This window comes from Streptomyces sp. NPDC052687 (genome assembly GCF_040678395.1).
In the GTDB taxonomy this organism is placed as follows: domain Bacteria; phylum Actinomycetota; class Actinomycetes; order Streptomycetales; family Streptomycetaceae; genus Streptomyces.
Map to the genome: position 1 here is coordinate 1 of NZ_JBFATR010000016.1, position 26,882 is coordinate 26,882.

General features: G+C 70.0%; 35 protein-coding genes, 1 other RNA gene and 1 pseudogene. 4 read left to right on the forward strand and 33 right to left on the reverse strand.

Annotation, left to right across the window (positions count from 1 at the left end):
* Positions 1 to 155: 155 nt before the first annotated feature.
* The 9 genes from AB0K92_RS15765 to AB0K92_RS15805 all read right to left on the reverse strand — a co-directional run bounded on the left by AB0K92_RS15765 (position 156) and on the right by AB0K92_RS15805 (position 10,294).
* Positions 156 to 1,061, reverse strand: coding sequence for an arginase family protein (locus tag AB0K92_RS15765; RefSeq protein ID WP_365923123.1), 906 nt, complete (start codon positions 1,059 to 1,061; stop codon positions 156 to 158).
* An 87-nt stretch (positions 1,062 to 1,148) separates the two neighbouring features.
* Entirely contained in the window at positions 1,149 to 1,712 is a 564-nt protein-coding gene (locus tag AB0K92_RS15770) for a GNAT family protein (RefSeq protein ID WP_365923125.1), read from the reverse strand.
* A 36-nt stretch (positions 1,713 to 1,748) separates the two neighbouring features.
* A complete protein-coding gene (locus tag AB0K92_RS15775) occupies positions 1,749 to 1,931 on the reverse strand; it encodes a hypothetical protein (protein WP_365923397.1) in 183 nt (60 codons plus the stop codon).
* Between the two features lie 151 nt (positions 1,932 to 2,082).
* Positions 2,083 to 3,006, reverse strand: coding sequence for an LD-carboxypeptidase (locus tag AB0K92_RS15780; RefSeq protein ID WP_365923127.1), 924 nt, complete (start codon positions 3,004 to 3,006; stop codon positions 2,083 to 2,085).
* On the reverse strand, positions 3,003 to 4,970 hold the full coding sequence (locus tag AB0K92_RS15785) for a prolyl oligopeptidase family serine peptidase (RefSeq protein WP_365923129.1): 1,968 nt from the start codon (positions 4,968 to 4,970) through the stop codon (positions 3,003 to 3,005). The genes AB0K92_RS15780 and AB0K92_RS15785 overlap by 4 nt, the downstream gene beginning before the upstream one ends.
* 4 nt (positions 4,971 to 4,974) lie before the next feature.
* Positions 4,975 to 6,279, reverse strand: a complete 1,305-nt coding sequence (locus tag AB0K92_RS15790) for a M20/M25/M40 family metallo-hydrolase (RefSeq protein WP_365923131.1) — start codon at positions 6,277 to 6,279, stop codon at positions 4,975 to 4,977.
* Entirely contained in the window at positions 6,272 to 7,105 is an 834-nt protein-coding gene (locus AB0K92_RS15795; RefSeq protein ID WP_365923387.1) for a M55 family metallopeptidase, read from the reverse strand. Before AB0K92_RS15795 ends, AB0K92_RS15790 begins: the two co-directional genes overlap by 8 nt.
* Before the next feature lie 154 nt (positions 7,106 to 7,259).
* Entirely contained in the window at positions 7,260 to 9,689 is a 2,430-nt protein-coding gene (locus AB0K92_RS15800; RefSeq protein WP_365923133.1) for an MFS transporter, read from the reverse strand.
* A gap of 161 nt (positions 9,690 to 9,850) precedes the next feature.
* The gene (locus AB0K92_RS15805) at positions 9,851 to 10,294 is read right to left on the reverse strand and encodes an SRPBCC family protein (RefSeq protein ID WP_365923135.1); all 444 of its coding nucleotides are present in this window, start codon (positions 10,292 to 10,294) and stop codon (positions 9,851 to 9,853) included.
* Positions 10,295 to 10,534: 240 nt separating this feature from the next.
* Between AB0K92_RS15805 and AB0K92_RS15810 the strand changes: the two are divergent.
* A pseudogene (locus tag AB0K92_RS15810) lies at positions 10,535 to 10,639 on the forward strand (radical SAM protein); the annotation flags it as partial.
* A 131-nt stretch (positions 10,640 to 10,770) separates the two neighbouring features.
* Here AB0K92_RS15810 and AB0K92_RS15815 read toward each other — a convergent pair.
* Positions 10,771 to 10,917: a hypothetical protein gene (locus AB0K92_RS15815; protein WP_365923137.1), complete on the reverse strand. Its 147-nt coding sequence runs from the start codon at positions 10,915 to 10,917 to the stop codon at positions 10,771 to 10,773.
* A gap of 897 nt (positions 10,918 to 11,814) precedes the next feature.
* Between AB0K92_RS15815 and AB0K92_RS15820 the strand changes: the two genes are divergently transcribed.
* Both AB0K92_RS15820 and AB0K92_RS15825 read left to right on the forward strand, forming a co-directional pair.
* Complete coding sequence (locus AB0K92_RS15820; protein ID WP_365923139.1) at positions 11,815 to 12,690, forward strand: helix-turn-helix transcriptional regulator; 876 nt, start codon at positions 11,815 to 11,817, stop codon at positions 12,688 to 12,690.
* Entirely contained in the window at positions 12,690 to 12,905 is a 216-nt protein-coding gene (locus AB0K92_RS15825) for a DUF397 domain-containing protein (RefSeq protein WP_365923141.1), read from the forward strand. Before AB0K92_RS15820 ends, AB0K92_RS15825 begins: the two co-directional genes overlap by 1 nt.
* Positions 12,906 to 12,949: 44 nt before the next feature.
* On the opposite strand, the gene AB0K92_RS15830 is transcribed toward AB0K92_RS15825, so the two are convergent.
* From AB0K92_RS15830 to AB0K92_RS15875, 10 genes are all read right to left on the reverse strand, one after another.
* On the reverse strand, positions 12,950 to 13,354 hold the full coding sequence (locus tag AB0K92_RS15830; protein WP_365923143.1) for a DUF6233 domain-containing protein: 405 nt from the start codon (positions 13,352 to 13,354) through the stop codon (positions 12,950 to 12,952).
* 196 nt (positions 13,355 to 13,550) lie between these two features.
* Positions 13,551 to 14,018: a hypothetical protein gene (locus AB0K92_RS15835; RefSeq protein WP_365923145.1), complete on the reverse strand. Its 468-nt coding sequence runs from the start codon at positions 14,016 to 14,018 to the stop codon at positions 13,551 to 13,553.
* The gene (locus AB0K92_RS15840) at positions 14,015 to 14,266 is read right to left on the reverse strand and encodes a hypothetical protein (protein ID WP_365923147.1); all 252 of its coding nucleotides are present in this window, start codon (positions 14,264 to 14,266) and stop codon (positions 14,015 to 14,017) included. The genes AB0K92_RS15835 and AB0K92_RS15840 overlap by 4 nt, the downstream gene beginning before the upstream one ends.
* Before the next feature lie 12 nt (positions 14,267 to 14,278).
* Positions 14,279 to 14,935, reverse strand: a complete 657-nt coding sequence (locus AB0K92_RS15845) for a DUF2637 domain-containing protein (protein ID WP_365923149.1) — start codon at positions 14,933 to 14,935, stop codon at positions 14,279 to 14,281.
* Positions 14,936 to 15,024: 89 nt separating this feature from the next.
* The gene (locus AB0K92_RS15850; protein WP_365923151.1) at positions 15,025 to 15,363 is read right to left on the reverse strand and encodes a hypothetical protein; all 339 of its coding nucleotides are present in this window, start codon (positions 15,361 to 15,363) and stop codon (positions 15,025 to 15,027) included.
* Positions 15,360 to 15,518, reverse strand: a complete 159-nt coding sequence (locus AB0K92_RS15855; protein ID WP_365923153.1) for a hypothetical protein — start codon at positions 15,516 to 15,518, stop codon at positions 15,360 to 15,362. Before AB0K92_RS15855 ends, AB0K92_RS15850 begins: the two co-directional genes overlap by 4 nt.
* An 11-nt stretch (positions 15,519 to 15,529) precedes the next feature.
* Positions 15,530 to 15,808 (reverse strand): hypothetical protein, encoded by a 279-nt coding sequence (locus AB0K92_RS15860; protein ID WP_365923155.1) that lies wholly within the window; start codon positions 15,806 to 15,808, stop codon positions 15,530 to 15,532.
* A 52-nt stretch (positions 15,809 to 15,860) separates the two neighbouring features.
* Positions 15,861 to 16,073, reverse strand: a complete 213-nt coding sequence (locus AB0K92_RS15865) for a hypothetical protein (protein ID WP_365923157.1) — start codon at positions 16,071 to 16,073, stop codon at positions 15,861 to 15,863.
* Between the two features lie 108 nt (positions 16,074 to 16,181).
* The gene (locus AB0K92_RS15870) at positions 16,182 to 16,358 is read right to left on the reverse strand and encodes a hypothetical protein (protein WP_365923159.1); all 177 of its coding nucleotides are present in this window, start codon (positions 16,356 to 16,358) and stop codon (positions 16,182 to 16,184) included.
* Positions 16,355 to 16,771 carry a hypothetical protein gene (locus tag AB0K92_RS15875; protein ID WP_365923161.1) on the reverse strand — a complete coding sequence of 139 codons (417 nt, stop codon included), beginning with the start codon at positions 16,769 to 16,771 and terminating at the stop codon, positions 16,355 to 16,357. Before AB0K92_RS15875 ends, AB0K92_RS15870 begins: the two co-directional genes overlap by 4 nt.
* Positions 16,772 to 17,177: 406 nt before the next feature.
* Here AB0K92_RS15875 and AB0K92_RS15880 point away from each other — a divergent pair, with 406 nt between their 5' ends.
* The gene (locus tag AB0K92_RS15880; RefSeq protein ID WP_365923163.1) at positions 17,178 to 17,381 is read left to right on the forward strand and encodes a hypothetical protein; all 204 of its coding nucleotides are present in this window, start codon (positions 17,178 to 17,180) and stop codon (positions 17,379 to 17,381) included.
* Positions 17,382 to 17,611: 230 nt separating this feature from the next.
* Here AB0K92_RS15880 and AB0K92_RS15885 read toward each other — a convergent pair whose 3' ends face one another.
* From AB0K92_RS15885 to AB0K92_RS15945, 13 genes are all read right to left on the reverse strand, one after another.
* Entirely contained in the window at positions 17,612 to 17,890 is a 279-nt protein-coding gene (locus AB0K92_RS15885) for a hypothetical protein (RefSeq protein WP_365923165.1), read from the reverse strand.
* A 354-nt stretch (positions 17,891 to 18,244) separates the two neighbouring features.
* An RNA gene (locus tag AB0K92_RS15890) (hammerhead ribozyme type II) lies at positions 18,245 to 18,308 on the reverse strand.
* A complete protein-coding gene (locus AB0K92_RS15895) occupies positions 18,307 to 18,471 on the reverse strand; it encodes a hypothetical protein (protein ID WP_365923167.1) in 165 nt (54 codons plus the stop codon). The genes AB0K92_RS15890 and AB0K92_RS15895 overlap by 2 nt, the downstream gene beginning before the upstream one ends.
* Before the next feature lie 133 nt (positions 18,472 to 18,604).
* Positions 18,605 to 19,009, reverse strand: a complete 405-nt coding sequence (locus tag AB0K92_RS15900; RefSeq protein WP_365923169.1) for a hypothetical protein — start codon at positions 19,007 to 19,009, stop codon at positions 18,605 to 18,607.
* A gap of 51 nt (positions 19,010 to 19,060) precedes the next feature.
* Positions 19,061 to 19,207, reverse strand: a complete 147-nt coding sequence (locus AB0K92_RS15905; RefSeq protein WP_365923171.1) for a hypothetical protein — start codon at positions 19,205 to 19,207, stop codon at positions 19,061 to 19,063.
* A 34-nt stretch (positions 19,208 to 19,241) separates the two neighbouring features.
* Positions 19,242 to 20,015 (reverse strand): hypothetical protein, encoded by a 774-nt coding sequence (locus AB0K92_RS15910; RefSeq protein ID WP_365923173.1) that lies wholly within the window; start codon positions 20,013 to 20,015, stop codon positions 19,242 to 19,244.
* Positions 20,016 to 20,180: 165 nt separating this feature from the next.
* Positions 20,181 to 20,405 (reverse strand): hypothetical protein, encoded by a 225-nt coding sequence (locus tag AB0K92_RS15915; RefSeq protein WP_365923175.1) that lies wholly within the window; start codon positions 20,403 to 20,405, stop codon positions 20,181 to 20,183.
* A 595-nt stretch (positions 20,406 to 21,000) separates the two neighbouring features.
* Positions 21,001 to 21,411: an HNH endonuclease signature motif containing protein gene (locus AB0K92_RS15920; protein ID WP_365923177.1), complete on the reverse strand. Its 411-nt coding sequence runs from the start codon at positions 21,409 to 21,411 to the stop codon at positions 21,001 to 21,003.
* The gene (locus AB0K92_RS15925) at positions 21,408 to 23,312 is read right to left on the reverse strand and encodes a DNA polymerase (protein WP_365923179.1); all 1,905 of its coding nucleotides are present in this window, start codon (positions 23,310 to 23,312) and stop codon (positions 21,408 to 21,410) included. The genes AB0K92_RS15920 and AB0K92_RS15925 overlap by 4 nt, the downstream gene beginning before the upstream one ends.
* On the reverse strand, positions 23,309 to 23,734 hold the full coding sequence (locus AB0K92_RS15930) for a hypothetical protein (RefSeq protein ID WP_365923181.1): 426 nt from the start codon (positions 23,732 to 23,734) through the stop codon (positions 23,309 to 23,311). The genes AB0K92_RS15925 and AB0K92_RS15930 overlap by 4 nt, the downstream gene beginning before the upstream one ends.
* The gene (locus tag AB0K92_RS15935; RefSeq protein WP_365923183.1) at positions 23,731 to 26,211 is read right to left on the reverse strand and encodes a phage/plasmid primase, P4 family; all 2,481 of its coding nucleotides are present in this window, start codon (positions 26,209 to 26,211) and stop codon (positions 23,731 to 23,733) included. The genes AB0K92_RS15930 and AB0K92_RS15935 overlap by 4 nt, the downstream gene beginning before the upstream one ends.
* A gap of 81 nt (positions 26,212 to 26,292) precedes the next feature.
* The gene (locus tag AB0K92_RS15940; protein ID WP_365923185.1) at positions 26,293 to 26,493 is read right to left on the reverse strand and encodes a hypothetical protein; all 201 of its coding nucleotides are present in this window, start codon (positions 26,491 to 26,493) and stop codon (positions 26,293 to 26,295) included.
* On the reverse strand, positions 26,490 to 26,852 hold the full coding sequence (locus AB0K92_RS15945) for a hypothetical protein (RefSeq protein ID WP_365923187.1): 363 nt from the start codon (positions 26,850 to 26,852) through the stop codon (positions 26,490 to 26,492). The genes AB0K92_RS15940 and AB0K92_RS15945 overlap by 4 nt, the downstream gene beginning before the upstream one ends.
* Positions 26,853 to 26,882 lie beyond the last annotated feature (30 nt).

The window sequence follows — 26,882 nt, forward strand, 5'->3', positions numbered from 1 at the left end:
GGGCGGCGGGGCGGCGGGGCGGCGGGGCGGCGGGGCGGCGGGGCGGCGGGGCCGAGCCTCGCCCACGGCGACGGGCAGGGGCACTCCGGCACGTCGGATCGTGGTCACGCTGTCATGGATCCCGCCGCCCGGTTCCCGCCCAGGGGACGTGCCGGTCAGGAGCGGTCAAAGGCGTCCACGACGATGTCGGCGAGCAGCGCTCCGGCGGTGCCGTCGGGGTCGAGATCGGGGTCGTAGATGGTGACGTTGAAGCCGGCGCAGAGCGGGGAGGCGAGCAACGGGCGCAGCAGGGCGACCAGTTCGTCCGGGAGCAGTCCGTCGGCGTCGGGGCTGTCGACGGCGGGCATCACGTCCGGGTCCAGGACGTCGGCGTCCAGGTGGACCCAGAACCCGGCCAGGCCGGGGACCTCGAAGGCCTGTGCGGTGGCGCGGGCGAGGGCGTCCGCGCCCCACTCCCGCAGGTCGCCGACGGTCACCACGGGGATCTTCAGCGCGGCGAGTTCGCGGCAGTCCTCGTCGTCGCGGAACGCGTCGCGGATGCCGAAGAACCGTACGTCCTCGTCGCGCAGGTAGGGCTTCAGGCCCTCCAGGTCGGTGAGGTCCTCCTGGCCGCGTCCGGTGGCCAGCGCGACCTCCTCGCCGCCGGCCGCGCCGATCGGGGCGGAGTGGCCGGGGTGGCGGAAGTCGGGCGAGGCGTCGACCGCGACCAGCCCGTACCGGCCCAGGCGGCGCAGTGCGAGGGAGGCGCCGAGCTGGATGGAGCAGTCGCCGCCGAGCACGACGGGGAAGTCCCCGGCGCGGACGTGGTGCTCGATCCGGTGGGCCAGTTTGCGGGTGTACGCGGCGAGGGCGGCGGCGTTGAACACGCCGTCGCCCTCCTGCCAGTCGCCGCGGTCGTAGCGCGGCGGCACCACCACCCCGCCCTCCAGGGCGCCGAGCCGCTGGACGATCCGCTGTTCGCGCAAGGCGCCGGCGAGCTTGTAGCAGCCGGGCACGGTGCCGGGGGCGGGTGGGCGCAGGCCCAGGTTGGAGGGGGCGTCGACCACCACGATGTTCCGCATACGGTCCATCGTCGGTGACGCGGGGCGGGCCCTACAACCGCATTGCCCGAACAGCGCGGGGCGGGAGGAGGGGGCGGTGGCGGACGGTCAGCCGGCGGCCCGCATCTCCACGGTGAGGGCCCAGCGTTCGTGATCGCGCCAGGCGCCGTCGATGAAGAGCATGTCCGGCGAGTAGCCCTCCCGCCGGAAGCCGAGGGCCTTCGCCAACTTGATGGAGGCGGTGTTGCCCGGCTGGACGTTGATCTCCAGCCGGTGCAGCCGCATCGGCCCGAAGGCGTGGCCGACCACCAGGTCCAGGCCCTCCCGCATCAGGCCGCGTCCGGCGGAGTGCGCGAACGCGCCGTAGCCGAGGGCGCCGCACTGGAAGGCGCCGCCGACGATGTTGTTGATGTTGATGAACCCGGCGATCGCCCCCGGCCCGGCCGGTCCGTCCTTCTCGCAGACGAGGAATCCGGCCTTCGCCGGGTCGTCGATCAGCCGGCCCGCGTAGGCGGAGTACGCCTCGATGCTGTCCGGCGGGAAGAGCCACGGGTGGTGCAGGTCCTTGCTCTCCCGGACGCGCGCGACGAACTCGGCGCCGTCCCGGTGCGTGAAGTGACGTATCCCCACTCGGGGGCCTTCGGCGAGGTAGCGGGAGGTTGCGTGCGGCATCGGACCAGCCTACGACGGACCGGCCGGGGCGGTGGGTCAGCCGCCGGTCACCGGCAGGTGCGGCGCCCCGGTGTCGTGCGGCACGCTCACCACGGTCACGGGCTTGACGCCCCGGTTGCCGAAGTACGCGCCGTCGCTCGCCGCGATCACGAACCGCAGCCGGTGCCCCGGCTCCACGCGAGTCGGCCGGCCGAACAGGGCGGGCGCACGTCGGGGCACATGGACCCCCACACTGAGGACAACCCGATACCGACCAGTAGATACTGGCCGGTAGTCATGCCGTGACATGTGTCAGGCGCGGTCAATCACCGCGACGCAGGTTGCGCCGCACGGAGGTTGAGGAACCATCAGCTCAGCGGATCGGTGGCGGTCAGAGCAGCGCGGGTTCGTCCAGCGTCAGCGTCCCGGCGTCCGCGTCGAGTTCCGCGGCCACGCCGAAGGGGATGGTCAACGCCCCCGCGCAGTGCCCGAACCCGAACTCCTCCACCACCGGCACCCCGAGCGGCCCGAGCCGTTCGGCGAACAGGGCACGCACCCGCTCGTAAGGGCCGCACTCCTCCCACGAGCCGAGCAGCGCCCCGCGCACCCCGTCGAGCAGGCCGGACCGCAGCAGCTGGGTGAGGCAGCGGTCCAGGCGGTACGGCTCCTCGCCCACGTCCTCCAGGCACAGCAGTCCGCCGCGCGCGGAGGGCCGGGCGTGCGGCGTGCCGAGTTCGGCGGCGAGCAGGCTCAGACAGCCGCCGAAGACCGTCCCGCGGGCCCGGCCCGGGATCAGGGCGCGGCCCGGGGAGACGATGGTGCGGACCGTCTCCGGCGCGAACAGAGTGGCCTTCAGGTGCTCCTGGGCGCGGGCGTTCTTCAGGAAGTCGATCCCGGCGGCCATCGGCCCGTGCAGCGTGACCAGGCCCAGCCGGACGGCGAACGCCTCGTGCAGGGCGGTGACGTCGCTGAAGCCGACCAGCACCTTGGGCCCGGCGGCGCGCAGCGCCTCCCAGTCGAGCAGGTCGGCCGTCCGCTGGGCGCCGTAGCCGCCGCGGGCGCACAGCACCGCGTCCACGGACGGGTCGCACCAGGCGGCCTGGAAGTCGGCGGCGCGGTCGGCGTCGGTGCCGGCGAGGTAGCGGAACTCGGCGTGCCGGTCGAGGACGTGCGGGGCCACGACCGGGTCGAGGTCCCAGCCGCGCAGCACGTCGAGCCCGGCCTGGAGGCGTTCCTCGGGCACCGGCCCGCTGGGGGCGACGACGGCGACCCGGGCGCCGGGCGCGAGCCGGGCGGGCCGCAGCAGCTCCTTCACTCGGTCAGCTCCAGCCGGGGGACGCCGGGCACCCGCAACCCGAACACCTGGGCGTACAGGGACAGTTCGGCTTCCAGGGCGCGCACCATGGTCTCCGCGCGGCGGAATCCGTGCCCCTCCCCCTCGAAGGTGAGGTACGCGTGCGGCACGCGCCGCCCGTTCAGCCGGGCCAGGAACCGCTCGCACTGCGCGGGCGGGCACACCACGTCGTCCAGCCCCTGCAGCAGCAGGAAGGGCACGGCGATGTCGTCGGCCCGGGTGACCGGGGAGCGCTCGGCGTACCGTGCGGGCACCTCGTCGGCCGGCCCGACCAGGCTGTCCAGATAGCGCGACTCGAAGTCGTGGGTGCCGCCGGAGGCCCAGTCGGTGAGGTCGAGTACGGGATAGATGATGGTGCCGCAGGCGTAGACGTCGGTGGCGGCGAGGGAGGCCGCGGCGGTCCAGCCGCCGGCGCTGCCGCCCCGGATGGCGAGCCGCGCCGGGTCCGCGGTGCCCTCCTCGGCGAGGGCGCGGGCGACGGCCGCGCAGTCCTCGACGTCCACCACGCCCCACTGCTCGCGCAGCCGCTCCCGGTAGGCCCGGCCGTAGCCGCTGGAGCCGCCGTAGTCGACCTCGGCGACCCCGATGCCGCGCGAGGTGAAGTAGGCGATGTCCAGGTCGAGGACGATCGGGGCACGGCTGGTGGGCCCGCCGTGCGCCCACACGACGTACGGCGGCAGTGCGCTGGCGGGGGCGGTGCAGGCCGGGTGGTGCGGCGGGTACACGCGGGCGTGGATCTCGCGGCCGTCGGGGCCGGTGAAGGTGCGGATCTGCGGTTCGGGGTAGTAGGCGGGGTCGACGGCGTCGTCGTGCGCGGCGCCCACGACCCGGGCCCGGCCGGTGCGGGTGTCCAGCTCGACGACCTCGTGGGCGGTGCGCGGGCTGGCGCCGACGGCGACGACCCGCTCGCCGTCGACGGCGAGGGTCGCGGTGAACTCGGTCCACGGGCCGGCCACGTCGACGAGTTCGCCGGACTCGGGATCCAGCACTCCGAGGACGGCGGAGCCCCGGCCGTGCACGACGGCGATCAGCCCGCTGTCCAGCGGCGCGAACCACCGGCGCCCGACCTCCCACAGCGGTCCGCCGAACTCCTCCTCGCGCGGGCACACCGCCTGCCCGTCGCGGTAGAGGTTCCACCAGCCCGTACGGTCACTGGCGTACAGCAGCCGGCCGTCCGCCGACCAGTCGGCCTGGGCGATCGACTCGTCCGGCCCGCCGGCCACCGTCCGCGCTCCCCGCAGGGTGCCGTCCTCCGCGGCCTCGGCGACGACCAGCTCGGTCCCCTCCCACGGCATCCGCGGATGGTCCCAGGCCAGCCAGGCCACCCGCCGCCCGTCGGGCGAGAGCCGCGGCCCGGTGACGAACCGGTGCGCGCCGTCGCTCAGTTCACGCACCGCCGCGCGGTCCTCTGCGGCCGAGCCGTCCAGCGGTACGGCGGCCAGGACCCGGCGGACGTCAGCGGGTCCGTCGCCGGTGAACTCCTCCAGCACGCACCACACTTCGCCGCGCTCCACCCGCAGCAGCGGATCGGCCCAGCGCAGCCCGCCGCCCACCGCGGACAGCGGCGTCAGCGGACGGGGCGCGCCGCGCCCCGGCTCGTACCGGTACAGCCGCTGATCGGCGCCGTGCGCGAACACCACCAGCGGACGGCCGTCCACGACGGCGCCGGTCCAGGGCCGGCCGCCGTACTCGCAGACGCGGCTGCGCACGTTCCACGGCGCGGGCAGCACCTGTTCCTCGGTGCCGTCCGCCCGCCGCCGCACCAGGGCGCGTCTGCCGCCCTCGGCGGGCCGCGGTTCGGTCCACCACACCTCGTCGCCGACGAAGCCGACCCAGTCGGGGCGCCCGTCGTGCGCGGCGGCGAGGGCCGCGTCGATCGGTGACGGCCAGGAGCCGTAGGGCAGGGTGTGCACCTCGTCTCCCATCCGCCTAGGCCGTCCGCAGGAAGCGGTCGAGGACGCGGACGCCGAAGTGCAGCGCCTCGACGGGCACCCGCTCGTCCACGCCGTGGAACATGGCCTGGTAGTCGTAGCCTTCGGGCAGCCTCAGCGGGGTGAAGCCGTAGCCGGTGATGCCGAGCCGGGAGAACTGCTTGGCGTCGGTGCCGCCGGACATGCAGTAGGGCACGACGTGTCCCTCGGGCGCGAACTCCGTGACGGCGGCTCTCAGTTTGCCGTACGTCGGGGAGTCCACGGGTGCCTGGAGGGCGACCTCGCGGTGGTGGAACTCCCAGTCGACGTCGGGTCCGGTGAGCCGGTCGAGGGTGGCGCGGAACTCGTCCTCGCCGCCGGGCAGATACCGCCCGTCGACGTACGCGACGGCCTCGCCCGGGATGACGTTGATCTTGTAACCGGCGTCCAGCATGGTCGGGTTGGCGCTGTTGCGGACGGTCGCCTCGACCAGTTGCGCGGCCGGGCCCAGCTTCTCCAGCAGCCGGTCGACGTCGCGCAGGTCGGTGTCGATGCCGTAGAGCGCGGCGAGTTCGGTGAGCGCGGCCCGCACGGTCGGGGTGAGCCGCAGCGGCCACTCGTGGGCGCCGATGCGGGTGACGGCGGCGGCGAGCCGGGTGACCGCGTTGTCCCGGTTCACCTTGGAGCCGTGCCCGGCGCGGCCGCGCGCGGTGAGCTTCAGCCAGGCGGTGCCGCGTTCCCCGGCGGCGATGGGGTAGATCTGCCGCCCGGCGCCGTCGTGGAAGGTGAACGCCCCGGACTCGCTGATGCCCTCGGTGCAGCCCTCGAACAGGTCCCGGTGGGTGTCGGCGAGGAACCCGGAGCCGTCCTCGGCGCTAGCCTCCTCGTCGGCGGTGAACGCGATCACGATGTCCCGGCGCGGCCGGAAGCCCTCCCTGGCCCAGGACCGGACGACGGCGAGGATCATCGCGTCCATGTTCTTCATGTCGACCGCGCCGCGCCCCCAGACGACCCCGTCGCGCACCTCGCCGGAGAACGGGTGCACGCTCCACTCGGCGGCCTCGGCGGGCACGACGTCCAGATGGCCGTGGAGCAGCAGCGCGCCGGCGGACGGGTCGGTGCCCTCGACGCGGGCGACGACGTTGGTGCGGCCCGGGGTGCGCTCCAGCAGCGTGGGCTCGACGCCCGCCTCGGCCAGCCGTTCCGCCGCGTACTCGGCGGCGGGCCGCTCCCGGCAGTCGCCGCCGCCCCGGTTGCTGGTGTCGACACGGATCAGGCCGGAGGTGAACTCCACGACCTCGTCCAGCGCGCGCCCGTCAGCCATACTGCTCCTCCACCGCGGCCGAGACGATCGTGGTGACCGCCTTGAAGGTGCGGATCCCCTCGTACATGGTCGGACCGGTGTACGCCACCTTGCGTTCCCCGATCCGGTCGACACCCGGCACGACGGTGGCCGCCATCGCCAGGTGCTCGGCGTCGAACTCCACGGCGACCGTGTACGGTCCGCCGGTGACCGGCTCCCGCCGCCCGGCGAGCGTCATCGCCTCCTTCGCCGCCGCCCGGATGTCGGCGGCGGTCCTGGCCGGCGTACGGCACACCGCCGCGTACCGCGACACATGGTCCTTCACGGCGACCTTCGGCGCCTCGGGCGCGTAGCCGAGGGCGTCCTCGCAGGCCACGTCGTCGCCGGTGACCAGGATGACGGGGACGCCGTACTCGGCGACGACGTGGGCGTTGAGCAGGCCCTCGCTGGCGCGGACGTCGTTCAGCCAGACGCCGGTGATCTGGTTGGCGAGGTAGGTGTGGGCGAGGACGCCCTCCATGCCGGCGCCCGCGTGGTAGCCGACGAACGCGATGCCGTCGACGTCGCCGTGCTGCACGCCCTCCACCATGGACAGCGCCTTGTGCCGCCCGGTCAGCATCTCGACCCGGTCGTCGAGCCGCTCCAGGAGCAGGTTGCGCATCGTCCAGTGCGCCTCGTTCACCAGGACCCGGTCGGCGCCGCCGTCGAGGAAGCCGAGGGCGGCGGCCTGCACGTCCGAGGTGAACATCGAGCGGCACCGCTCCCACTGCGGTGTCCCCGGCAGGACGTCGGCCGGCCAGGTGACACCGGTGGCGCCCTCCATGTCGGCGCTGATGAGGATCTTCACCATGCTCCCCACTCCGCTGCCGCGGACCCGCGGATCTTGTCGCCCTCACGTTACGCGTGGCCCGGACGGCAGACCAGAACACGCGCACGGACGCCTCGGTCGTGGCGGGCGCACGCCCGGCGGGTGGGGTGACCCGGCGGTGGCGGGCGGCGGTTCACGGGGAACCGTGCGACACCCCCTGGTCCTCGTGGCCGAGCAGGAGGTCGCGCTCGGTGCGGCCGCCGCCCGCCACCTGGAGCACGGTGGCCACGGGCGGGTAGCCGGCGGCGATGACGGTGTACTCGCCGGAGGACAGGTCGACGAACCGGAAGGTGCCGTCGGGGCCGGTGGTGAGGGTGTCGACGACGTTGCCGGCCGCGTCGAGCAGGGTGACGCGGGCGTCCTCGACCGGCCGTCCGCCGCCCGCCCGGACGGTGCCGCGCAGCACGGCGCCGCCCGCGAGTTCGATGTCCTGGCGGGTCTCGCGGGCGGCCTGGACGGTGACGGGGAGCGCGGCGGGGCGGAACACGGGCGCGCTGGCGGCGAGGGTGTACTCACCGGCGACGAGGTCGGTGATGAGGTAGCCGCCCTCGCGCCCGCTGCGGGTGGCGGCGACGACCTCGCCGTGCACGTTGGTGAGGGTGACGGTGGCGTCGCGGACGGGGGTGCCGTCGGCGGTGACCACGGTGCCGGCGAGGCGCCCCGCGCCGCCGAGGACGACGTCCAGCTCGACGGGGCGCTCACCGACGGTCACGGAGACCGCCTGCGGCTGGTGTCCGCCCGCGGCGGCGATCAGCACGTACGCCCCGGAGCCCGGGGTGGCCAGCGCGTACCGCCCGTCCTCGCCGCTGGCGCCGCGGCCGATCTGCTGTCCGGCCACGTCGATGAGGGTGAGGGCCGCGCGGGGCACGACGGTCCCGTCGGGGTGCTGCACCGTGCCGCAGACCGGGATGCCGCCCGCGTACGCCGGGCGGGCGCGCGGGAACGGCGCGGGCCCCGGGGCGGGCACCGGCGGGGTCTCCGGGGCGGTGGCGGGGGCGTTGTGGGACACCAGTGGTCTCTCCTTGAGGAAGAAGGCGATGAGCAGACCGAGGACGAGCACCGGCACGAGGAGGAGGAAGATCCTCGGCAGGGCGTCGGCGTAGGCCTGGATGTAGCCGTCGCGCAGCGCGGGGGGCAGCGCGTGGACCAGCTCGGGGGTCAGGGACCGCGGGTCCGGCAGCCGGGCGCCGTCCCGCGCGGGGAGGTGGTCGCCGAGGGCGCCGGTGAGCCGGTCGGCGAGGAGGGTGCCGACGACGGCGGCGCCGACGCAGCCGCCGATCTGCCGGAAGTAGTTGCCGGCGCTGGTGGCGGTGCCGAGGTCGGCGGGGCGCACCGCGTTCTGCACGGCGAGGATCAGCACCGGCATGACCAGACCGATCCCGGCGCCGAGTACGGCCATCCAGAGGCCGGCGTGCAGCCGGGGCGTGTCGGTCTCCAGCCGGGACAGCAGCCACATGCCGGTGGCGGCGAGCGCGCTGCCGAGGACGGGGTAGACCTTGTAGCGGCCGGTGTGGCTGATGAGCCGGCCGGCCAGGAGGGAGGCGCCGACGATGCCGCCCGTCAGGGGCAGCATCAGCAGTCCGGACTCGGTGGCGCTCGCCCCGTCCACCATCTGCAGGTAGGCCGGCAGATAGCCGGCCGCGCCGAACAGGGCGACGCCGGTCACCAGGCCGATCAGAGCGGTGACGTTGAAGACGGAGTCCTTGAACAGCCGCAGCGGGATGAGGGGTTCGGCGGCGAAGCGCTCGACGACGAGGAAGAGGACGGTGGCGGCGAGGGCGCCCGCGCCGAGGCCGAGAACGACCCGCGAGTCCCAGGCGTGTGCGGTGCCGCCCCAGCCGGCCAGCAGGACCAGGCAGGTGGAGGCGGCGGCCAGCAGCAGCGCGCCGAGGACGTCGAAGCGGGCTTTCGCGACGGGCTCGGGCAGCTTCAGGGCGACGGCGACGACGGCCATGGTGACCAGGCCGAAGGGCACGTTGACGTAGAAGCACCAGCGCCAGGAGAGGTGGTCGGTGAGGTAGCCGCCGAGCAGCGGTCCGGCCACCGAGGCGAGTCCGAAGGCGGCGCCCATCAGGCCCGTGTACCGGCCGCGCCGCCTCGGCGGCACGATGTCCGCGATGATCGCCTGGACGCCGGTCATGAGGCCGCCCGCGCCGACGCCCTGCACCGCGCGGAAGGCGATCAGCTGGTCCATGGTCTGCGCGCGTCCCGCGAGCGCGGAGCCGGCGACGAAGACGGCGAGCGCGAACTGGAAGACGCCCTTGCGGCCGAGGAGATCGCCGAGCTTGCCGTAGACCGGCAGTCCGACGGTGGCGGTGAGGAGGTAGGCGGTGATCGCCCAGGACATCCTGTCCAGGCCGTGCAGTTCACCGACGATCCTCGGCAGCGCCGTGGCGACGGTCATCTGCTCCAGGGCGGCGAGGAGCAGGGCGAGCACGAGGGCGGAGAAGACCAGCCGGACCCGGCGCGGGCCGAGTCCGGCGTCCTCGCCGTCGGGTGGGGCGGGGTGCCGCGGAGGCGTCGCCGCGGCCGGTTCTTCCTGCACCGGAGTGATCCCGCCCACGTACCGCTCCCCTCGCCGCGCCGCTGCACGTTGCGCACAGAAGTCCTGCGCGAAGCGACAACTACGGGCAAGCGCGACGAGTCACGGCGTGAAGCCGGTCGATACGGAGAACCACTCGATCCGGTGAGAGCGCCAACGCCCCGTAAACGATTGGTTCTTGACTACTTCTCGACTTCGGCGGCGAGCTTGGCGAGGACCGCGTCGTAGATCCGGGCGAGGCCCTTGGGGGCGAAGGTCCTCTCGAAGAAGCCGCCGATGCCGCCGGCGCCGTTCCAGACCGTGGTCACGACGACGCGGGACGCGCCCTCGCCGGCCGGGGTGACCCGCCAGGTGGTGACCATGGACGAGTTGCGGTCCTTCTCGACCAGCTCGCCGTCCGAGGGCTCGGTGACCTCCAGCAGGCAGTCGCGGACGCGCTTGCTGGTGGCCTGGAGCTTCCAGTGGACGAGGGTGCCCTCGCCGTCGCCGCCCTCGCGCACCTCGTACTCGCTGAAGTGCTCCGGCAGCAGCTTCGCGCGCGTGCCGCTGTAGTCGGCGAGGGTGTCGAACACCGTCTCCGGGTCCGCCGCGACGACCCGCTCGGTAGTGGCCTCGACCTGCGCCATTGCGTTCCTCCAGCACCTGGGTTCTCGGGACTGCGACAAAGCCAACCACCCCGGCGCCCGGCCGCCCAAATCGGGGCCCCCCGTCGCCCGCGCGGCTCTTTCGTGAACGCCGGCAGAGCCGCCCGTGCAGCCGCCCGCACAGCCGCCCGCACAGCCGCCCGGACACGGCCCGCACAACGGTTCACACGATCACGGGAACACATGTTCTATTCTGTGGCCGAGCACTACCGAGGAGGCGTCATGCGCTGGGAGAACCTCTCCGTCGAGTCCGACGACCACGCCCGGGCCGACGCCGCGCTGTTCGGCGCGGACGCGGTGACCACCCGCACCTTCGACACCCCGGAGTTGCCACCGAACACACATCACGCGCGGACATGAAGAAGCCCCGCCCACCTCCCAGGGGAGAAGATGAGCGGGGCCGGGGCCTCGTCGGCTTGTGATGAGCGGGGGGCGTGCCGACGAGGCGTCTGGGGCTGTCAGCCGTCGGTGCGCTTGGGCGGCGCCTCGACACCCTCCAGCGGGCACACGTCTGTCATGCCAATCGGGATCATCTGCTGCGTCGGATGCTGAGGGCAGAACCTGCGGCCACGGCGGGTGTCTGCTCCCCAGTCGTCCTCAGCCATGTCCTTCCGAGTGCGGATGCGGTACCGGTTGCGGCGGTCCATGTTGACGCTCAGGAAGTGTGGACGCCGGCCGCTGACTGGCGGGCCGCGCTACGGACGCTGGCGGGGGCGTTACGGCACCTGGCCGACCTCACCGGGGGTGCCTAGCCCCCGCCGCGCCCTCCGCGAGCCGGCGCACGGGCACCGGACCGCGGGTCTATGGGAGCCGCGGAGCGCCGTTAGACGGTGCTCTCGGCGGGCTCTGCGGTGGCCCGCGATTCCGACGCGGGGAGGCTGAACATCGTCACGCGCTCCGTCCGGTAGCGCTTATGGCCGGGCTTGTTCTGCTCGTGACCTTTCGCCCAGCGAAGGGGGTCACCACCTTCGCGAAGTGGCGCGTACTCCAGGCAGTCCGCGCACTCAACAAAGGAGTGGACGGGCAGGGTCTCCGCTTCCTCCGGAGTGCTGACGGTCGGGTATGGCGGACGGCTCATCGCGGCAGCCCCTTCCGGCCGGATTCCAGAAGCCACGGGCGCCGTGACTTGAGGACGACATCCCGTCGGTCCTCCTCCGTCGCCGGGCGGACCCATTTCGGGTCGACGGTCCACTCCCGACCACCCCCCAGAGGGCGCAGACAGTAGCTCTTCCCGTCGACGCCGCGGAATTCGCCGATCAGAGTTCGGGCCGTGTCGACGAAGACGTCCCCCACGGCCGGCAGTTTCCCTGCTTCAGGGCGCGGCATAGCCCCTCCTAATCCCTGCATGCGATCACCCACTGTGCGCGGAATGGCACTGCCAGTGTGACGAAAGCTGGGCCAGTAATGCAACCCGGCTGACCAACTCTGCAAAATTGCATTTCGATCAGAGCGCTGGGGCGTCGGCTATGGGAAGCTATGGCCCCGCAGGTACACGCGGCGGGATGATGGACGAGGAGAGGGGACCGGTGGGCGAGCCAACAGTACGATCGAGGCAGCTCGGCGGAGAGCTTCAACGAGCGCGTGAAGCAGCCGGGCTGAAGGTGGACGACGTCGCGTCACGTCTCGGGTGGCCCGCGTCGAAGGTGAGCCGGATCGAGAAGGGCCGCTTGGGCGTCAAGCCGGCGGACCTCGACGCGCTCTTCGACGTGTGCGGCATCGAGGACCCTGAGAAGCGGGACGTCCTTCGTCGCATCGCCCGCCACGGTCGTCAGCGCGGATGGTGGCAGACGTACCGAGACATCATCTCCCCCGCCTACGCCGACTTGATCAGTCTGGAGGATGGCGCGACGTCGATGCGCTCCTACCAGACGACGCTCATCCCGGGTCTGCTCCAGACCGCCGCCTACGCACGCGCAACGATCGACGCTCTGAGTATGACGTCGACACCCGAAGAGGTGAACGCGCTGACAAACGTCCGCATGGCGCGCCAGTCTGTTCTCTCCCGTCCGGAGCCGCTGGAGCTGTGGGCCGTCATCCACGAGGCCGCGCTCCGCCCGCGGGTCAAGAGCGATCCGAAGATGATGAAGGAGCAGCTACAGAAGCTGCTTGATCACGCAGTTCTTCCGCATGTCTCGATTCAAGTGCTGCCGCTCGATGCGCCCCCGCACGCTGGGATGCTCGGCAGCTTCGCAGTCATAGGCTTTCCGGAGACGGCAGACCTCGACGTCGCGTACCTGGAGAACCTGACCAGCGCCTTGTACGTCGAGGAACCTGCGGAAGTCAGTCGGTACGGGAGTGCCTTCGAGCGGCTACGCGCGGCAGCTCTCCCGTTCGACGAATCGGCCGACCTCATTGAACGATTGAAGGACACGATCTAATGACCACCATCTCCAACGCGTCCGCAGCGGGCTTCACGTGGACGAAGTCGACGTTCAGCGGGAACCAGGGCGACTGCGTCGAGGTCGCTCACGGCGCCATCCCCGCAGCTCTCCCCGTCCGCGACTCCAAGCGACCCGCCGGGCCGGCGGTCGTCTTCGCTGACGCCACCTGGGGCGCGTTCGTCGACGCCCTGAAGCGCGGCGACGTCGCCTGACCTAGCTCAGCGTCACGGCCCCCGTCCTCCAGGCGGGGGCTTCGTCATGCCCCGCTGTCGATCCCCAGCTCCGCATCCGGCCGGCAGAACCCACACGGGTCGAGCTGCCCGTCAACGAGGGCGGTGCGGGCCTCCTGCGCTGTCGCTCCGCGGGCCAGGGGCTCGACGAGGTGGCAGTCCCCGAGATGCACAGCGCGGGCAACGGGGCCGTCCGGGCTGCGCACGCGCCCGATCTTGAACGGCGCCTCCGGCGCACCTCCCCGCGGATCCGTCGTCGGCTGCTGCGGAGGGACGCCGACGTCCGCACCCTCCGCCTCCCGCAGGGCCGCGAGCACCCGCCTCCGCTGCACTTCGAGATACGTGCGCACGATGTCGCTCTCCGCTAGTGCTGCGTCGAGGTGGCGCAGGATGGCGTGCAGGCGGGGAGCATCCGGCGGCAGGTCGTTCATGCGTTCGATTATGGCACTCCGGAAACGCAAAAAGCCCCCGCCGGGTGATCCGACGGGGGCTCTGCGGTGCTACTTCTTACCCTGCTTCGCGCGCACCTGCTCCAGGCACTCCGGGCACAGGGGGTTACCTCCGTGGCCGTAGCGGGTAGTGGGCTGCTGGCACCCTGCGCAGGGGCCGATCTGGGAACTCATACGGTCAGGGTACGTCGCTCTCCCAGACCTGCGTTCGAGCCCATTCCGCCACGTTCCGCGCCGCCCTGCGCCGCTCCGAGGGGCGCAGGTCCGGCCTCAGCGTGGTTGACGGTCGGGAGGGCCGGATGACGTGCCCGGTCCATGTGGTGATCTCGTAGTCGTCCTCACACTTCATACGGCGACGGGAGCGGCGTACGTCGGAAGCCCGCATACGAAGGCACCGCACGTCACAGCCGTCTACGGGGCCGTCGTGGATGCCACACCACTCCCCGGGGTGCAGCGCCCGGTAGTCGGGATCCCACCGGAGGCGCCACTCGTGGTGCCAGCGCTCCAGATCCTCGATGCTGCGCTTCAGCTCGACGAGCCGGGCCTCTCGTGACACGTGTGCCTCGTGCTGCTTGCGCTCGCGGCGGGGGTGGAGGAGGGAGCCGAGGAGTCCGCGGCCGTTGCGGTGGGTGGCGAAGTGGGTCATTGTGCCTCCGCCTCCGCCTTCAGCAGCGCGCTGGCTTCCTCGGTCGCGGAGATTTTGGCGGCCCGGCGGACGAGTTCGGCTACCTGCTGGGACAGTCGGGAGAGATCGCTCCCGATACCCGAGCGCCCCGGGTTGTCCGCGATGTGGGTAAGCAACTCCGCAGCGGCTCTTGCGTCACGGGCGAACTCCTCCCGGTCCCGCGCTGCAATCCATGCCAGAGCGTCTTCGGCAGTGGCCTTGGTCGACATGGTCCCTCCTCCTCACACGCCCACAGGGCGCTTGCCGTAGACCTTACGGACCTCGTCGAGGTCGACGCGCGGTCCCTGATTCGTCTCGTACTTCGTCAGCCTGGCGCGCGGCCCGTTAGCCGCACCACGGATGGTCACCGGGTCGACGCCGGCCACGGCCGCCGCCTCCGCATAGGTGACGAGCTTCAGCTCCTGCGGCTCGTCCACGGGTTCCGGGACCTCTTCCACCTCCGGCTCCTCCGCGGGCTCTTCAGCGGGCTCGTGGGGCTGCTGCGGCTGCTCCTCGACCTCCGCGGATGCCTTACGGGAGTGGACCAGGAGTGAGCCGCCGAAGAACGCGAGCACGGGCCAGGCGGCGACGAGCACGCGGAGCATCGTCGGCGGGTCGTTCAAGTCCACAACGCCGGCCGTGGCGACGTTGGCGCTCATGGACGCCGCGAGGGAGAGCCAGAACCACAGTCGGGGAGCTGCAACCGACTCACCCGCCCCCGCCTCCCGCAGGCGCTTCCACGCCATGACCAACAGGACGTCGACGGACACCGGGTACGCCCACGCCTTCCAGCCGGTCTGGCCGGCAGCCTCCGCGACGTCGTGGATGTGGGCGAAGGAGATCGCGGCAGCGATGACGGCTTGAATCAGGAGGGGGTCCAGCCGGCGGAGTGCTCTCATGGCTCCTCGTTCGTGTGCGTGTTGCGTGAGTTGCTGTCGTACCGGAGCCCCTGTCACCGGAATTGACGGGGGCTCGCGTTGGGCTCCGGTCAGTATTTCGACGGAACGACCTTGACCTTTGCCGCCGGGTACTCTCGGCGGAGGGCATCGGCGAAGAGCTGGGAGTCAGCCCACGTCGCCTTACCCCAGTCGGAGACCGTTAGCCCGTCGACGGTAGCTACCGCCTGCCAGGTGCGGGCGTTCACCTCGTCATGAACGTCGACGGCGATACGAACCGCGTCCTCACCGGCCTCGTCCGGAGCGGGCACCCCGATCCGGCTCGCGGCGGCGTATATGTCGGCCGTCGTGATGGCGTCGGAGTCGGCCCGCCCCTCGTCGACGAGGAACTGAGCAACACGGACGGCGTCGAGCGCGGAGAAGATGGTCACTGCCCCACCTCGTCCCGCAGTTCCGTCAGGGCGTCACCGACGGCGGCCCATCCGTCATCGTCTGACATGCGGCCGGCGATGACCTCCGACCAGATTCCGCTGATGGTGACGCGGAAGGCGTCGTGCGCCTCTAGGGCCGCCGAATTGCTGTCCATGGTCTTTCCTTTCACGCAGCCAAGGGAAGGCGGGCTGCCGGGGCGCAGGTGGGGCAGAAGGGTGGGTAGTTCGGGTTTGCCAGGACTTGCGCGCTCGGCAGGCTGTGCCGACCGTCCTCGACGAAGGACCGGGGCCACACCATCCCGCAGTGCCGGTAGAGATCGCCCTTCCACCACGTCCACACTCGCCCGTGGTGGTCGGTGATGTTCGGGTGTTCGTCCCGTCCAGCAGCCCCCAGCTCCTCGCGGATGATGGCCCACTGGACTATCAGGGCTGTGATGCTGTCCACGTCGGCTCCGTAAGTGATTGGTGAAGCCCCCGCCGGAGCGGGGGCCGTGGTCTCAGAAACCGGCTTCGAGGAGCCAGTCCGGCTTGTCGTTGGCCTCGAACAGTGCCGTGTCGTCCTCCGGCTCCGGCTCCCCGTCCACCGGGGCGAAGATGCCGGCACCCAGCTCACCGGCGACGATGGGGCGCTCGTCGTAGCCGAAGCCGAGGTCAGCGCGGGCAACGAGGAAATCGATCTCGGTGCACGTGATGTCATCCAGAGCCTTCATTGTCTTCCCCTCCCTGGCCGAAGGTCCGTGTGTCCTTCGCGTTACTAAGACTATGACACAGTTGTGTCGGCCGACACAACACTCTCGACTCAACTTCCGTAAGTCGTTTCACGGAGCCTGTGCGATCAGCGCCACCATCCGCCCGCCCGGCAGCGTCACCACATGCCCGCCGCGGACCCGCGTCCGCTCCCACCCGCGAGCCTCCGCCTGGCGCAGGAGCCGGCGACGGGACAGCTCGTCGACGACGCCGGCGGCGCCGCACTGGAGGGTGATGCGGTACGTCATGCCGCGTCCGATTCCGTACACCTGCGGACGGTGACGGGCTTGTCCGCGGGGAGGACGGCGTCTCCGCCACCGACGAACTGGAGATGCACGTGACCGGATTGAGCGGGCCAGGCGCCGCCGTGCGACGTCCGCACATGGCCGTGAAGGAGAAAGATGTCGCCGTGTCGGATCTCGCGGGCGGTGATGTGGAGTTCGGTCGCCTTCGTCGTCGGCGGCCGTCCTCCGTACTGCTCGGCGAACCGGATGGCGTCGAGAACGTACAGCTCGGCGATGCGCTTCTCCGCCTCGTCACCGGCCAGCCGCTCGACGCTCAGCGTCTCCTTCTCCGGCGTGAATCGGTAGGTCTCGAACTCGACGACGTCTCCGTCCCGAGTGGTGCGGACGCGCGTTCCGTCGGGAAGCTTGTAGATCATGGCTGCTCCGTCAGTTACTCGTGTTGGGCCGGGCGCAAAGCTCCTCAATGAGCTGCGAGTTGGCGATTTCGTGGGCGTGTGTTGTAACGTCTTTCCGCGACAAGGAAGGCGCCGCCGCCAAGGCGTTGTCCTGGCATAGGTGTCACGGTTTCCGGGCTAGTTACCCCGGAGACTGAGGGGCTTCTGAAGGCCCCGCGAGGTGGGAAACGGCACTCGGTGTCGGCCCACCGCCCGCTAGCAGTACCTGAAGGTCGAGCGTTATACCCGACCTCAGCGAACATCCGCTTCGGCGGAGCACGGTTCAGCGGGCGCCGTGTTCAGGCAGAGACGTGCCTGTCTTCGCTGAGGTTGTGCATCGCCGACGGGGCGGTGCCCTCTCGGAGGCAGCAACTTCGAGAGGAGCGCTATGTCCGTCGACACCGTCCCCGTCTGGGTCATCGCCGTTTTCGTGCTGCTGCTGATCGTCTTCGTCGTCGTGGCCGGCGCCGTCGTCGCCCTCCGCATCACCGTGCGAGGAACGTCGGAGGTCGCGCGACCTGACATCATCCGCGCCGTCGGGGCGATGTTCCGCGACCTCTTCGACGCACTGTTCAGGTGGCGCCGTAAGTGACGGGCGCTACTCGTCCTCCGGATCCCGCACCTCGCCGGCTGCGAACCGTGCGTAGGCGAACTGCGCCGGGATGTCGACGCCGTAGGGGTGCGGGGAGTCGGGGAAGAGCTGGGTGACGACGCCGACTGTGTCCCAGCGTGGCCGGCGACGTCGTCGCGGACGTGGACGACGTCGTCGATGGCAAAGCGGAGGGCGGCGTCGTTGGGGGTGCGGTGCATGGTGCCTCCTCGTCACCGGCAAACGGCAGGGTTCAAGTGCGCTTCGCGCACCGATATGGTCGGGCTCTCCGGGAAGCCCAGCCGCCGGAGGGTGAACTCCCCGTTGTCGACCGAGAGGACGACGTAGCGGCTCCGTGGCTGACTCAGCAACTCGACCACGCTGTTCACCTTCGGCGCGAACCGCTCGACGTTGGCGGCGTGGCACTTCCGGCAGAAGTAGGACTCGGAAGCTCCGTCGCCCGTCGCGAAGGAGCTTCCGCACCCGGCACAGCTCCTCAGGTATGAGGTCATTTCGCTCCCCTGGTAGGTGTCGGTCAGACGTGCCCCGCCGCGGATTCGAACCGCGCGCCCGCCGGCGCTGGGGGTGCCGGGTGAGTGGGCGATGCCTAGACGGGGCGTGTCCAGATCAGCACTGAGTCTTGATGCATCGCTTGCACAGCGGACGTCCCTCAGCGGGGATTACTGGCGTGACGTAGACGCTCGGCATGTTTGCGCCGCATTCGGCTACGGTGTTAGACCTTCCGTCCTCTTCGACTACGCCGAAGGCTGCACGGATGTGCAGCAGGCCAGTGCGCGACACCATGTACAGATTCGGCCGTGCAGGGTTAGCGAGTCCTTCGCGGTGCCAGTCCATGTCTCTCCTCCTACGGCCTGCCTCCTCAGCGCGGGTAGGCCACCTCCCGCGGACGCCCCGGAGGGCGTTTCGGCTACGCGTGATGCTTGCGATAGACCATGTTCGACGCGAGCAGCTCCCGGCCCTGCGGGCTGCGGACGTTGCGCTCCGCACCGAACCTGCGCTTCATGTCCGCCTGGAGCACCGCGCCGTACCGGTGCGTGCGAAGGAGCGTCCGCTTCATCGTCGTCAGGCTCATCTCGTCCCCTCCCCTGGGGCGCCCCGTGAGAGGCGCCCCGCTTCGCTAGTGCCTTGCGATACGACGACTATGACACAGTTGTGTCGGCCGACACAACACCCTTTGGAGAGGTTCCGTAAGTCGTCTTACGGAACTACTGCTGTGCCAGGATCTCGGCGAGCCGGATCACGTCGGCACCCGTGTGGTCGGTGCCGGCCAGGAGCCGCTTCGCCTCGGTGACGTGAGCGGCGAAGATGGAGCGGGTCGCAGTCTGTACCGGCTCGTCGAGCTTGACGGACGCGGGGGCCGGCGCACCATCGAGGGATTCGACGACCGGCTCTAGGCCGTTGCCGATGTGCACCGGACGGAAGTACCACGTCGTCCCGTTGTGCTTGGCTCCGAAGTAGTTGGTGTGGTGTGACGACACCTCCACCTCGTCGCCCGCACTGACGGCAGCGCCGTTCAGCTGGTGCTTCGTCACCAGGAAGCGGCTACCGATCTCCGGGAGTGCCGCGGGTTCGTCGGCGCTGTGAAGGCACTGCGCGATGTACTCGGTCATGTCTCTCCTCGCGTGACTTCTGGTTCCGTGAGTCGTTTTACGGAGGTGGGGTCAAAGCTCTTCGACAATGAATCCGTTGAAGGTCGGTGCGTCGCTGCGGCCCTCGACCGCGTACAGCACGTCGTCGCCCCAGAGGGCGGCCTCGTCGGGGCGCACGCCCTGGACGTCGTAGTCGTCGAGAGAAGGAAGTCGGTTCATGGTCGGTGCTCCAGATCGATGGGAAGCGAATGTCTTACGCAGCCAGACCGTGGGTACTGGCCACGGTGCGAGCGCTCACGACTCCGCGGGAGCGGAGCCGGCGCAGGGCGACGCCGTTGATGCCCAGGTCGGCGCAGACGGCCGCGTCCTCCTGGCGCATCATGCCGACGCCGTAGAAGGAGCGGAGCGCGAGGGATTGGCGCTGCGGGATCTGTGTCATGAGCCAGCGGGCCAGGTCGCGGCGCTCGATGGGGTCGGTGATCTCGGTGGAGGGGTCGGCGATGACGTCGGCGAGGGTGACCTCCTCGTCCTTCGTCGACGAGCCCTTGCCGGGGATCGGTCGGTCGAAGCTATCCGCTCCCGCCAGCGCCTCGACCATCGCGAGGAACAGCTCCCGGCTCATGCGCTTGGTCGGCTCCGCGTCCCGGAACGTCTCCCATGCCCTGTCGATGCTGCCGCCCGCCTCCCAGAGCGCGCGCTTCACGCGGATCGCGGCCGTCGGGTCGATGGTGAGCGGGGATCGGTTCGTCACGTCGGCCTCCGCTATCGCACGGCGGGCGGCGCGGTAGACGTAGGACGACAGCTTGGCCGACGACGAGTCGGAGTTGTAGTCGCGGACGTGCTGAATGAGTACCGCGCGGGCCTCCTGGAGGTAGTCCTCCGCGTCGTCCGCACTGGCGCCCGGCGCGACGCTGCGGATCATCCCGCGGAACATGCCGTCGAAGGACTGCACGATGGCCCACATGGCGTCGCTGTCCCCCGCCTGCGCGGCCTTGATCTGCCCGTCGTTGACCTCGACCTGGTTCATGGACCGCTCCTTCGTGAGTGTCTGGCGTACTTAGGTGATGGGGGAATCGGAGGATGTTGTGACGCGGGGATTTGAGTGACCTGGGTCACACACTGTTTTGGGGAAACAAAAGCCCCCGTCCCTCGCAGGAACGGGGGCATCGGTCCGTGAGTCGTTTTGCGGAGGTCAGACAGACACGGGGCAGATCACCAGGTCCATCGTCTCGGCAATGATCATGTCCGCCACGGCAGTTGGGCACTTCTCCCAGCCCGCCAGGTAGTACAGCGCGGTCGCCGTAGCCCACTGAATGGTGGCGCTGTAGGCAGGGACCCCGTCGAGGAGGCCGGCTATCTCGGCGATGAGGCCGACTTCTTCGTCATTACGCTGCGGCCCCGTTACGATGATCAACATGACCCCCGGATGGGTGGAGGATCGCGTCTTCGCCCTCCCAGCGGGCTAGGGCGCGGTCCATGGATGCGGCGACGCCCTGAACCGCCGCTACTGCGTACGGAAGCCATCGGGCGCCGGTTTTCAGTTCTGCTTGGAGGGCTGCACGACGCTCGTCGAGCGCGCACACTTCCGTTGGGCGGTTCGGTCCGTGCGTCGCTTGCCGGCCCCCGTCCGCATCCACCCCTGACTGTCGGCGGCCAGGCGCGGTTACTGCGTCGCTGTAGGCGGTCACGTATTGCCGAACTTCCGATGCAGCCTGATCAAGGATGTCCAGAAGGTCGATCATCCGCTGTCCGTCAGCGACATGGTCAGGACTGTAAGTCACGTAATCTCCACAGGGCAATGAACATGCGGCCGGAATGCACCTGACTGAGCGGGTGTTTGGTGGCGATGTGTCCGTGTTTCACAAACAGAGCGCGCAACCTGTTTGTGTCGGTCGACCCACTTCACCTGCGGTTGTGTCGGTCGACACACAACAGAGTTCAACAGAATGCCGTTATGAACTCGTTATGTTGTGGATGTCGCGTGAAGGACCGGAGGGGACCCCTCCGTCTCGCTACGTAGCGGCCTGCGTCCCGTCGGTCAGGCTCTCACCAGTGGTTTTTGACAGCCAGTCAGCGACGGAGAGATCGGACTTCATGCCGTTGCAGAGCCCGCACGCGAGCACCAGGTTGAACCACTCGTGAACGCCGCCCCCCGCAAGCGGACGAACGTGGTCCACCTCCGCTACAACCGTTTGGCCAAACGCAGCGTCACAGTAAGCGCAGGACCACTCATCCAGCTCCTCCCACCGTCGCAGAACGTCACGACGGGACGGGTGAAGGGGTGGTTCCGGCGATCGTAGAGAGGGCGTGGTGCGCATGGGTCGAGGTACGGACCGCACGGCAGAGGGGCGGGATCCCGCCACCGTGCGGTCAACTGCGGTCGTGCGCCTGTTTGTCGGGGGCGCGAGCCGGGCGGGGGTCATGCTGCCGCCAGTTCCGTGGCGTACCACTCGTCGTGCGCTGCGCGCTGTTCTTCGGGGAGGTACAGGCTCCCCCAGCTCCGACCCCCGACTTCGGGGTCGGACTCGATGGGGACGCCGAACAGGTCGAACGTCATGCACTTACCGATCTCTCGTGCGATGTCCTCCGCCTCGGCGGCCGGCGCGGAGGCGATGACCTCGTCATGGATCGGAAGCCGGAGATACGGCAGGAGCCCCGCGGTGTCCATGTTGACGAGCGCCTGGCCCAGGCAGTCGCGGGCCGCGGACTGGACCTGGTAGTTCGTCACGGCGTAGGTCCGGTCACGGTCCAGGGGGAGCCGACGCCCGGTGACCGACGTCGTCACCATGCCGTTCGCAAACGCCTCGCGCTGCCAGCGGTTCGCTGCCCGTCGTACCTCCGGATAGGTCCGGTGGTAGGCAGCGACGGCGCGCTTGACCTCCTCCATCGGGGCGCCTGTCTGGCGCTGAATCGTCGTGGCCCCGCCGCCGTACACCACGCCGAAGCCGATCGCCTTACTGATCTTGCGATGCTTCGGGGTGAAGTCGGGGCCGAAGACGAGTTCGGCCGTGAAGCTGTGGAGATCGCGGCCGGCGTTGATGGCCTCCTTCATCCTCACCACGCCGGCCAAGGCCGCCAGAACGCGCAGCTCCACGGCCTGGAAGTCGACGCTGATGATCCGGTGCCCCGGCTCCGCGAGGAACGCCCTGCGGATCTTCCAGTCTCCCGACGGGAGCGTCTGCACCGCGGGGTTCGTGACGGACATGCGTCCCGTGCGCGCCTGCATGGTCCGGATGCCCGGATGGATGCGTCCGTTGCGGTCAACCGTCGCAAGGAAGTTGTCCGCGTAGGCGCTCCTCCACTTCGCCGCCCGCTTCGCCTTGATGACGGCCACGGCAAGCGGGTTGGGCGTGCGGACGTGCAGACGGTTGCCGTAGAGGTCCGTGTCTGCAAGTGCACACAGAACGGCCTTGTCCGCTTTGATGGCGCCGCCGGCCGTGCGCTCCGTCAAGGACTCGCCCATGCCGGTCAAGGCTTCTGCGATCTGCGTCGGGCTGCCCAACTTCTCGACACCGTAGGACCGGACGATCCGCGTGTTCTCCTCTTCCTCCTCCCTCAGCTCGTCGGCCAGGCGCCGCGTGTAGTCCTGATCGAGCAGGAGGCCGCGGATCTGCATGTGCCCGCAGATGCGGGCAACTTCGTGTTCGTAGTCGACGAGCCGCTGAGGGACGCCGAAGCGGCGAAGTTCGGCTTCCAGCTTGGGGCGGAGGCGGGCCGTCAGGATGACGTCGCCTCCGGCATACGACTGATAGATCGGGTGCCAGAGATCGATGCGGCTGAAGCCGACGGCCTTCGTCAGCCCCAGGGATCGGAACACGGCCGTCAAGTCGCCCTGTGTGTCCGCGGCCGTCGGGTCGATGTAGTGGTCGGACAAGGGCTTCAGGCTGGAGCCAATACCGCCTTCGTGCACGGACCGCGGGTCGACGAGCTTCGACAGGAGCATGGTGTCGACGGCATTGCGGCACAGCTCGTCGTACGTCAGCCCCAGGTGGGCATGCAGCGCCGGGGCATCGAAGCCACAGTAGTTGTGGCCCGTCACGCCGGGGCCGGCAATGAGCACCCGCAGCGCTTGCCGGGCGGCCTCCTTGAACGGCTCCCCCAGCTCCGTCGGGATGTTCCATGCCTCATGCTCGGTACCGAACTGGACCAGGCGGACGTACTCCGGATCGCCGGACAGGATCTCCAGCCCGTGCGTCTCGGTGTCGACGGCGACGGGCTGTGTCTGCCGCGCGGCCCACGCGATGAACTCGGACAGCTCGTCGGGGCGCTCCGGGACGGAGACGGGGAACTCGCGGCCCAGGAGCGGGAAGGTGTAGTGCTTCAAAGCCCCATCACCTCCGCGCGCTTCTTCGCGACCCGCTCCGCATGTGCCTTGCGGGCTCGCTCCTCCTGTGTGACGTCGGCTGTCGTGTGGACGGTGTAGTGGAGCGCGGTGCCCAGCGTCATACCGGTCGTGTAGACGTTCGTCGAGCACTGCCCGTCGTGACTCGTCGCATCCCGGTCAGATATGGACGACCACTCGCGCTTTACGTCGCCCGTCTGTGCGTCGATGTGGGTCCACAAGGAGATGTCCCTCCCAGGGACGAACTCCGGGCCGCGGGCCGGGTACTCCTCAACCTCGATGTCGCTGTCCCGGAGGCTGTCGGCGTAGCGACGGGCGGACGGTTCGTCGAAGAAGACACCCCGGATCCGGTAGTCGCTGTACTCGCCCGACGTCACGACGTAGGCGTTCCGCATGTCAGTCACGCTGCCTCCTTCTGCTGTCCGAAGATGTCTGCACCGTCCGCCGGCTCGTCGGCCGGCTCCTGCTCTGCGGCGTTCGTCGCCTGAATCTCCTCGTCGGTCTTCAGCCGCAGGCCTTCAAAGCCCCAGCGACCGCCCCGCTTGCTCTTGGTGAAGTCGCGGCTCTCCAGCTCCACGCCCAGCGCCCAGCCGGACAGGATCTCCTTCCGGCTCAGCCCCGCGTCCTCCGCCCACTCCGCGTAGGCACGACGGATGGCCATGGGAGCGACGCGAGCGCCCCGCTCCTGGACGCAGCGCGCCGTAAGGAACTCCTGGAGCCGGTCCTCCGACTCGCGGTAGTCCTGCGTCGCCGCCTGGACGGACGCCGGCTCCTGGAGTCCGTGCTCGTACCACTCCTGTGCGCCGCGAACGGCCCACGCGAGGATGCCCTCCGCCTCGTCTCGGAGCTTCGCCGGGAGGGACGTGTCCGCCTTAGCACCGCGGAACGTCGCTTCGAACGGGACGAGCTTCACCCGTCGCCAGACGCCGAGATCCTGCGAGAGGATCGCGGGCTTGTAGTTGCCAGCAACCATGAGCAGGAACGACGGGACGTAGGTGAACGGATTTTGATTCAAAAACCTGCACGTCACCGGGTCGCCTCCCGTGAGCTGCTTGACCAGCGCCTCCGCAAGACGGGAGTACTTCTCCGTCTCGCTCGCCGTCACCAGCCGCGCCCCGCGGAGCGAGGCAAGTTCGGGCGATGCCTGGCCGACGGCCGTGCGCTGCTCGAACGTCGAGAACTCCGTCGACTTCGTGATCCCGCGGAACACGTACAGGATCGCGTCGAGGAAGGCACTCTTCCCGTTCGCCCCGCCCCCGTGGAGGAAGGCGAAGCACTGCTCGCCCGTACTGCCCGTGATCCCGTAGCCGACGAGCCGACGCATGTACTCCGGCAGCTCCGGATGGTTCGGGAAGATCTCCGTGAGGAACTGTTCCCACCGGTCGGCCCGCGCCGTCGGGTCGTAGACGACGTCCAGCCGCTTCGTGATCATGTCCGCAGGAGTGTGCGGATGCATGGCTCCGGTACGGAGGTTGATCGTCCCGTTGGCGACCGACAGGAGTTCCGGGTGCGCGTCGAACGCGTCGGCCTTCGCTGGCACTCCGGGCACCGACGGCAGCTCCTTCAGGATCCCGTCGATGTGCTTGTTCGTCAGTGCCTTAAGAGCGAGCTTCCTCTCCCAGTCACTCCCCTCCGCGATCATCTCGGCACCCATACGGTGCAGCGCCTCGCGGACAGCATCCGGGTTCGGAGTCCAGATGGTTCCGTCCCAGACGAGGAAGCCCAGCCCGCGGGCGTATCGCACTCCCCCGCCGCTCTGCCGCATGTAGTCGCGCAGTCGCACGGCCAGGCCCACGTCAGTGGAGTCGAACATCTCGCGGGCGGAGGCAGACATCGACTGAAGGGCGGCGTCCGTGTCCTGGACGTCGACCTCCGTCGAAGGCGCAGGAGCCGGGGCCGGAGCCTCCAGCTCGACGACGGCCGCAGAGCGCACAGCCGCGTGGAGCTGCCCCGGGAAGGACTCTGGGTCCCGCTCGCGCCAGTCCGTCAGGTCGTCCCCGTCGTGCGGGATCTCCAGACGGCGCACCATGACGCCCGCACGAACCAGGGCGACGGCCAGGGAGTCGGTGAAGCCCGCTCCCGCCCGGTCACGGTCGCCGGCTATAACGACGTCCAGGTCCCGGAGGCCGTCGGCGAGTTCGGCGACGAGAGCGGCGTTACGGGCGAGCCCCGCCCCGCGGATGGCCACGGCGTCGTAGCCCGCACCGACGGCTGTCAGAGCGTCGCCCGGACCCTCGCAGATGAGGACGGTGTCGTAGCCGGCACCGGAGCGGAGAAGTCCCCACTTCGCCCACGTTCTCCCGTCGAGGTTGGTCAGAGAGACCCAACGGGCTGGGCACTTCTTCGATATGTCGCGGCCCTGGAGCCCGCGGGCCACACCGTCAAAGCCGTACAACGGGACCGTGACCCGCGGGTACCGGGTGAAGCCGCGAGAGAGCCACGGCTGAGGACGACGCCCGGAAGACACGTACCCGACACCCAGATCCTCCGCCAACTCGGGTGTGACGCCGAACCGGTCGACGAGGTAGTTGCGGGCCGCCTCCGCGTCATCCCCTGAAAGCGCGGCCGACGTCTCGTCGACGAACACCTTCAGGCCGGCGATCTCACCCGGGCCGATGGCCTCCGGCGCCTTCGCGCTGATCGTCGACGCGCCCAAGTCGTTCACGACGTCGAAGAGGTCGGCCTCCCGCATGCGGAGCTTCTCCAGGACGTCAGCCTTCGGGCAACCGGTGCGGCAGACGAGGAGGAGCTTCCCGTCGTCCTTCAGCGTCAGCTTCAGCGACGGGTGGTTCCGGTCGTTGTGCGCGGGGCAGAGCGCAAGGTGTCCGTCGTGGTCCTCCTCCACGCCGTCCAGCCGCCCCAGGATGTCGGACAGTCGCAAGGTCTCTCCCCTCTTCATGCATGCGGAAGGGGCGTCCCGAAGGACGCCCCTTGTTGGTCCGTGAGACGACTCGCGGAGGTGTTACTCCTCCTCGTCGCACTCCTCGTAGCTGACCGACGTGACGCCGCCAGACGTCAGGTACTGCCATGCGTGCTTGTCGCCCCGCGACAGGGCGGTAGACAGCCACCCGCGCGCGTCGTCGAGGGACATCTCTCCGCCTTCGTAGTCCTCTCCGGGGTAGACGGTGACTGTCCCTGAGAACTCGATGACTGCCTGCTTCACGCTGCCGCCCTCCTGTGTTCCTCGTCGATGTCGAACCAGCGGTCGAAGTCCGCGTCCTGGAGCGCCGCCTCCATGTCCCGGAGTCGGTTCATGAGGCGGCAGTCCGTCTCGACGTCGCGCACGACGTAGCCGTCCTTGACGCCCTTCATCCGCCGCTTGATCACCGCGCACGCGAACGGCTCGCCGGCGTGAACCCGCTCCCGGTTCGCCTGTGCGATGTAGTCGGCGAGAGTGATCGCCTTCTCCGCCTTCAGCTCCGCGGCGTGGAGGTAGTAGCCGCTGACGTCACCTATGTCGCGGGCGCCCATCTGCACGTTGCGATGGGCGCCCGGATTGTGGTGCTCTCGTATGTAGGTCACCCACGCGGTTTCCCACGCGGTGCCCTTGGC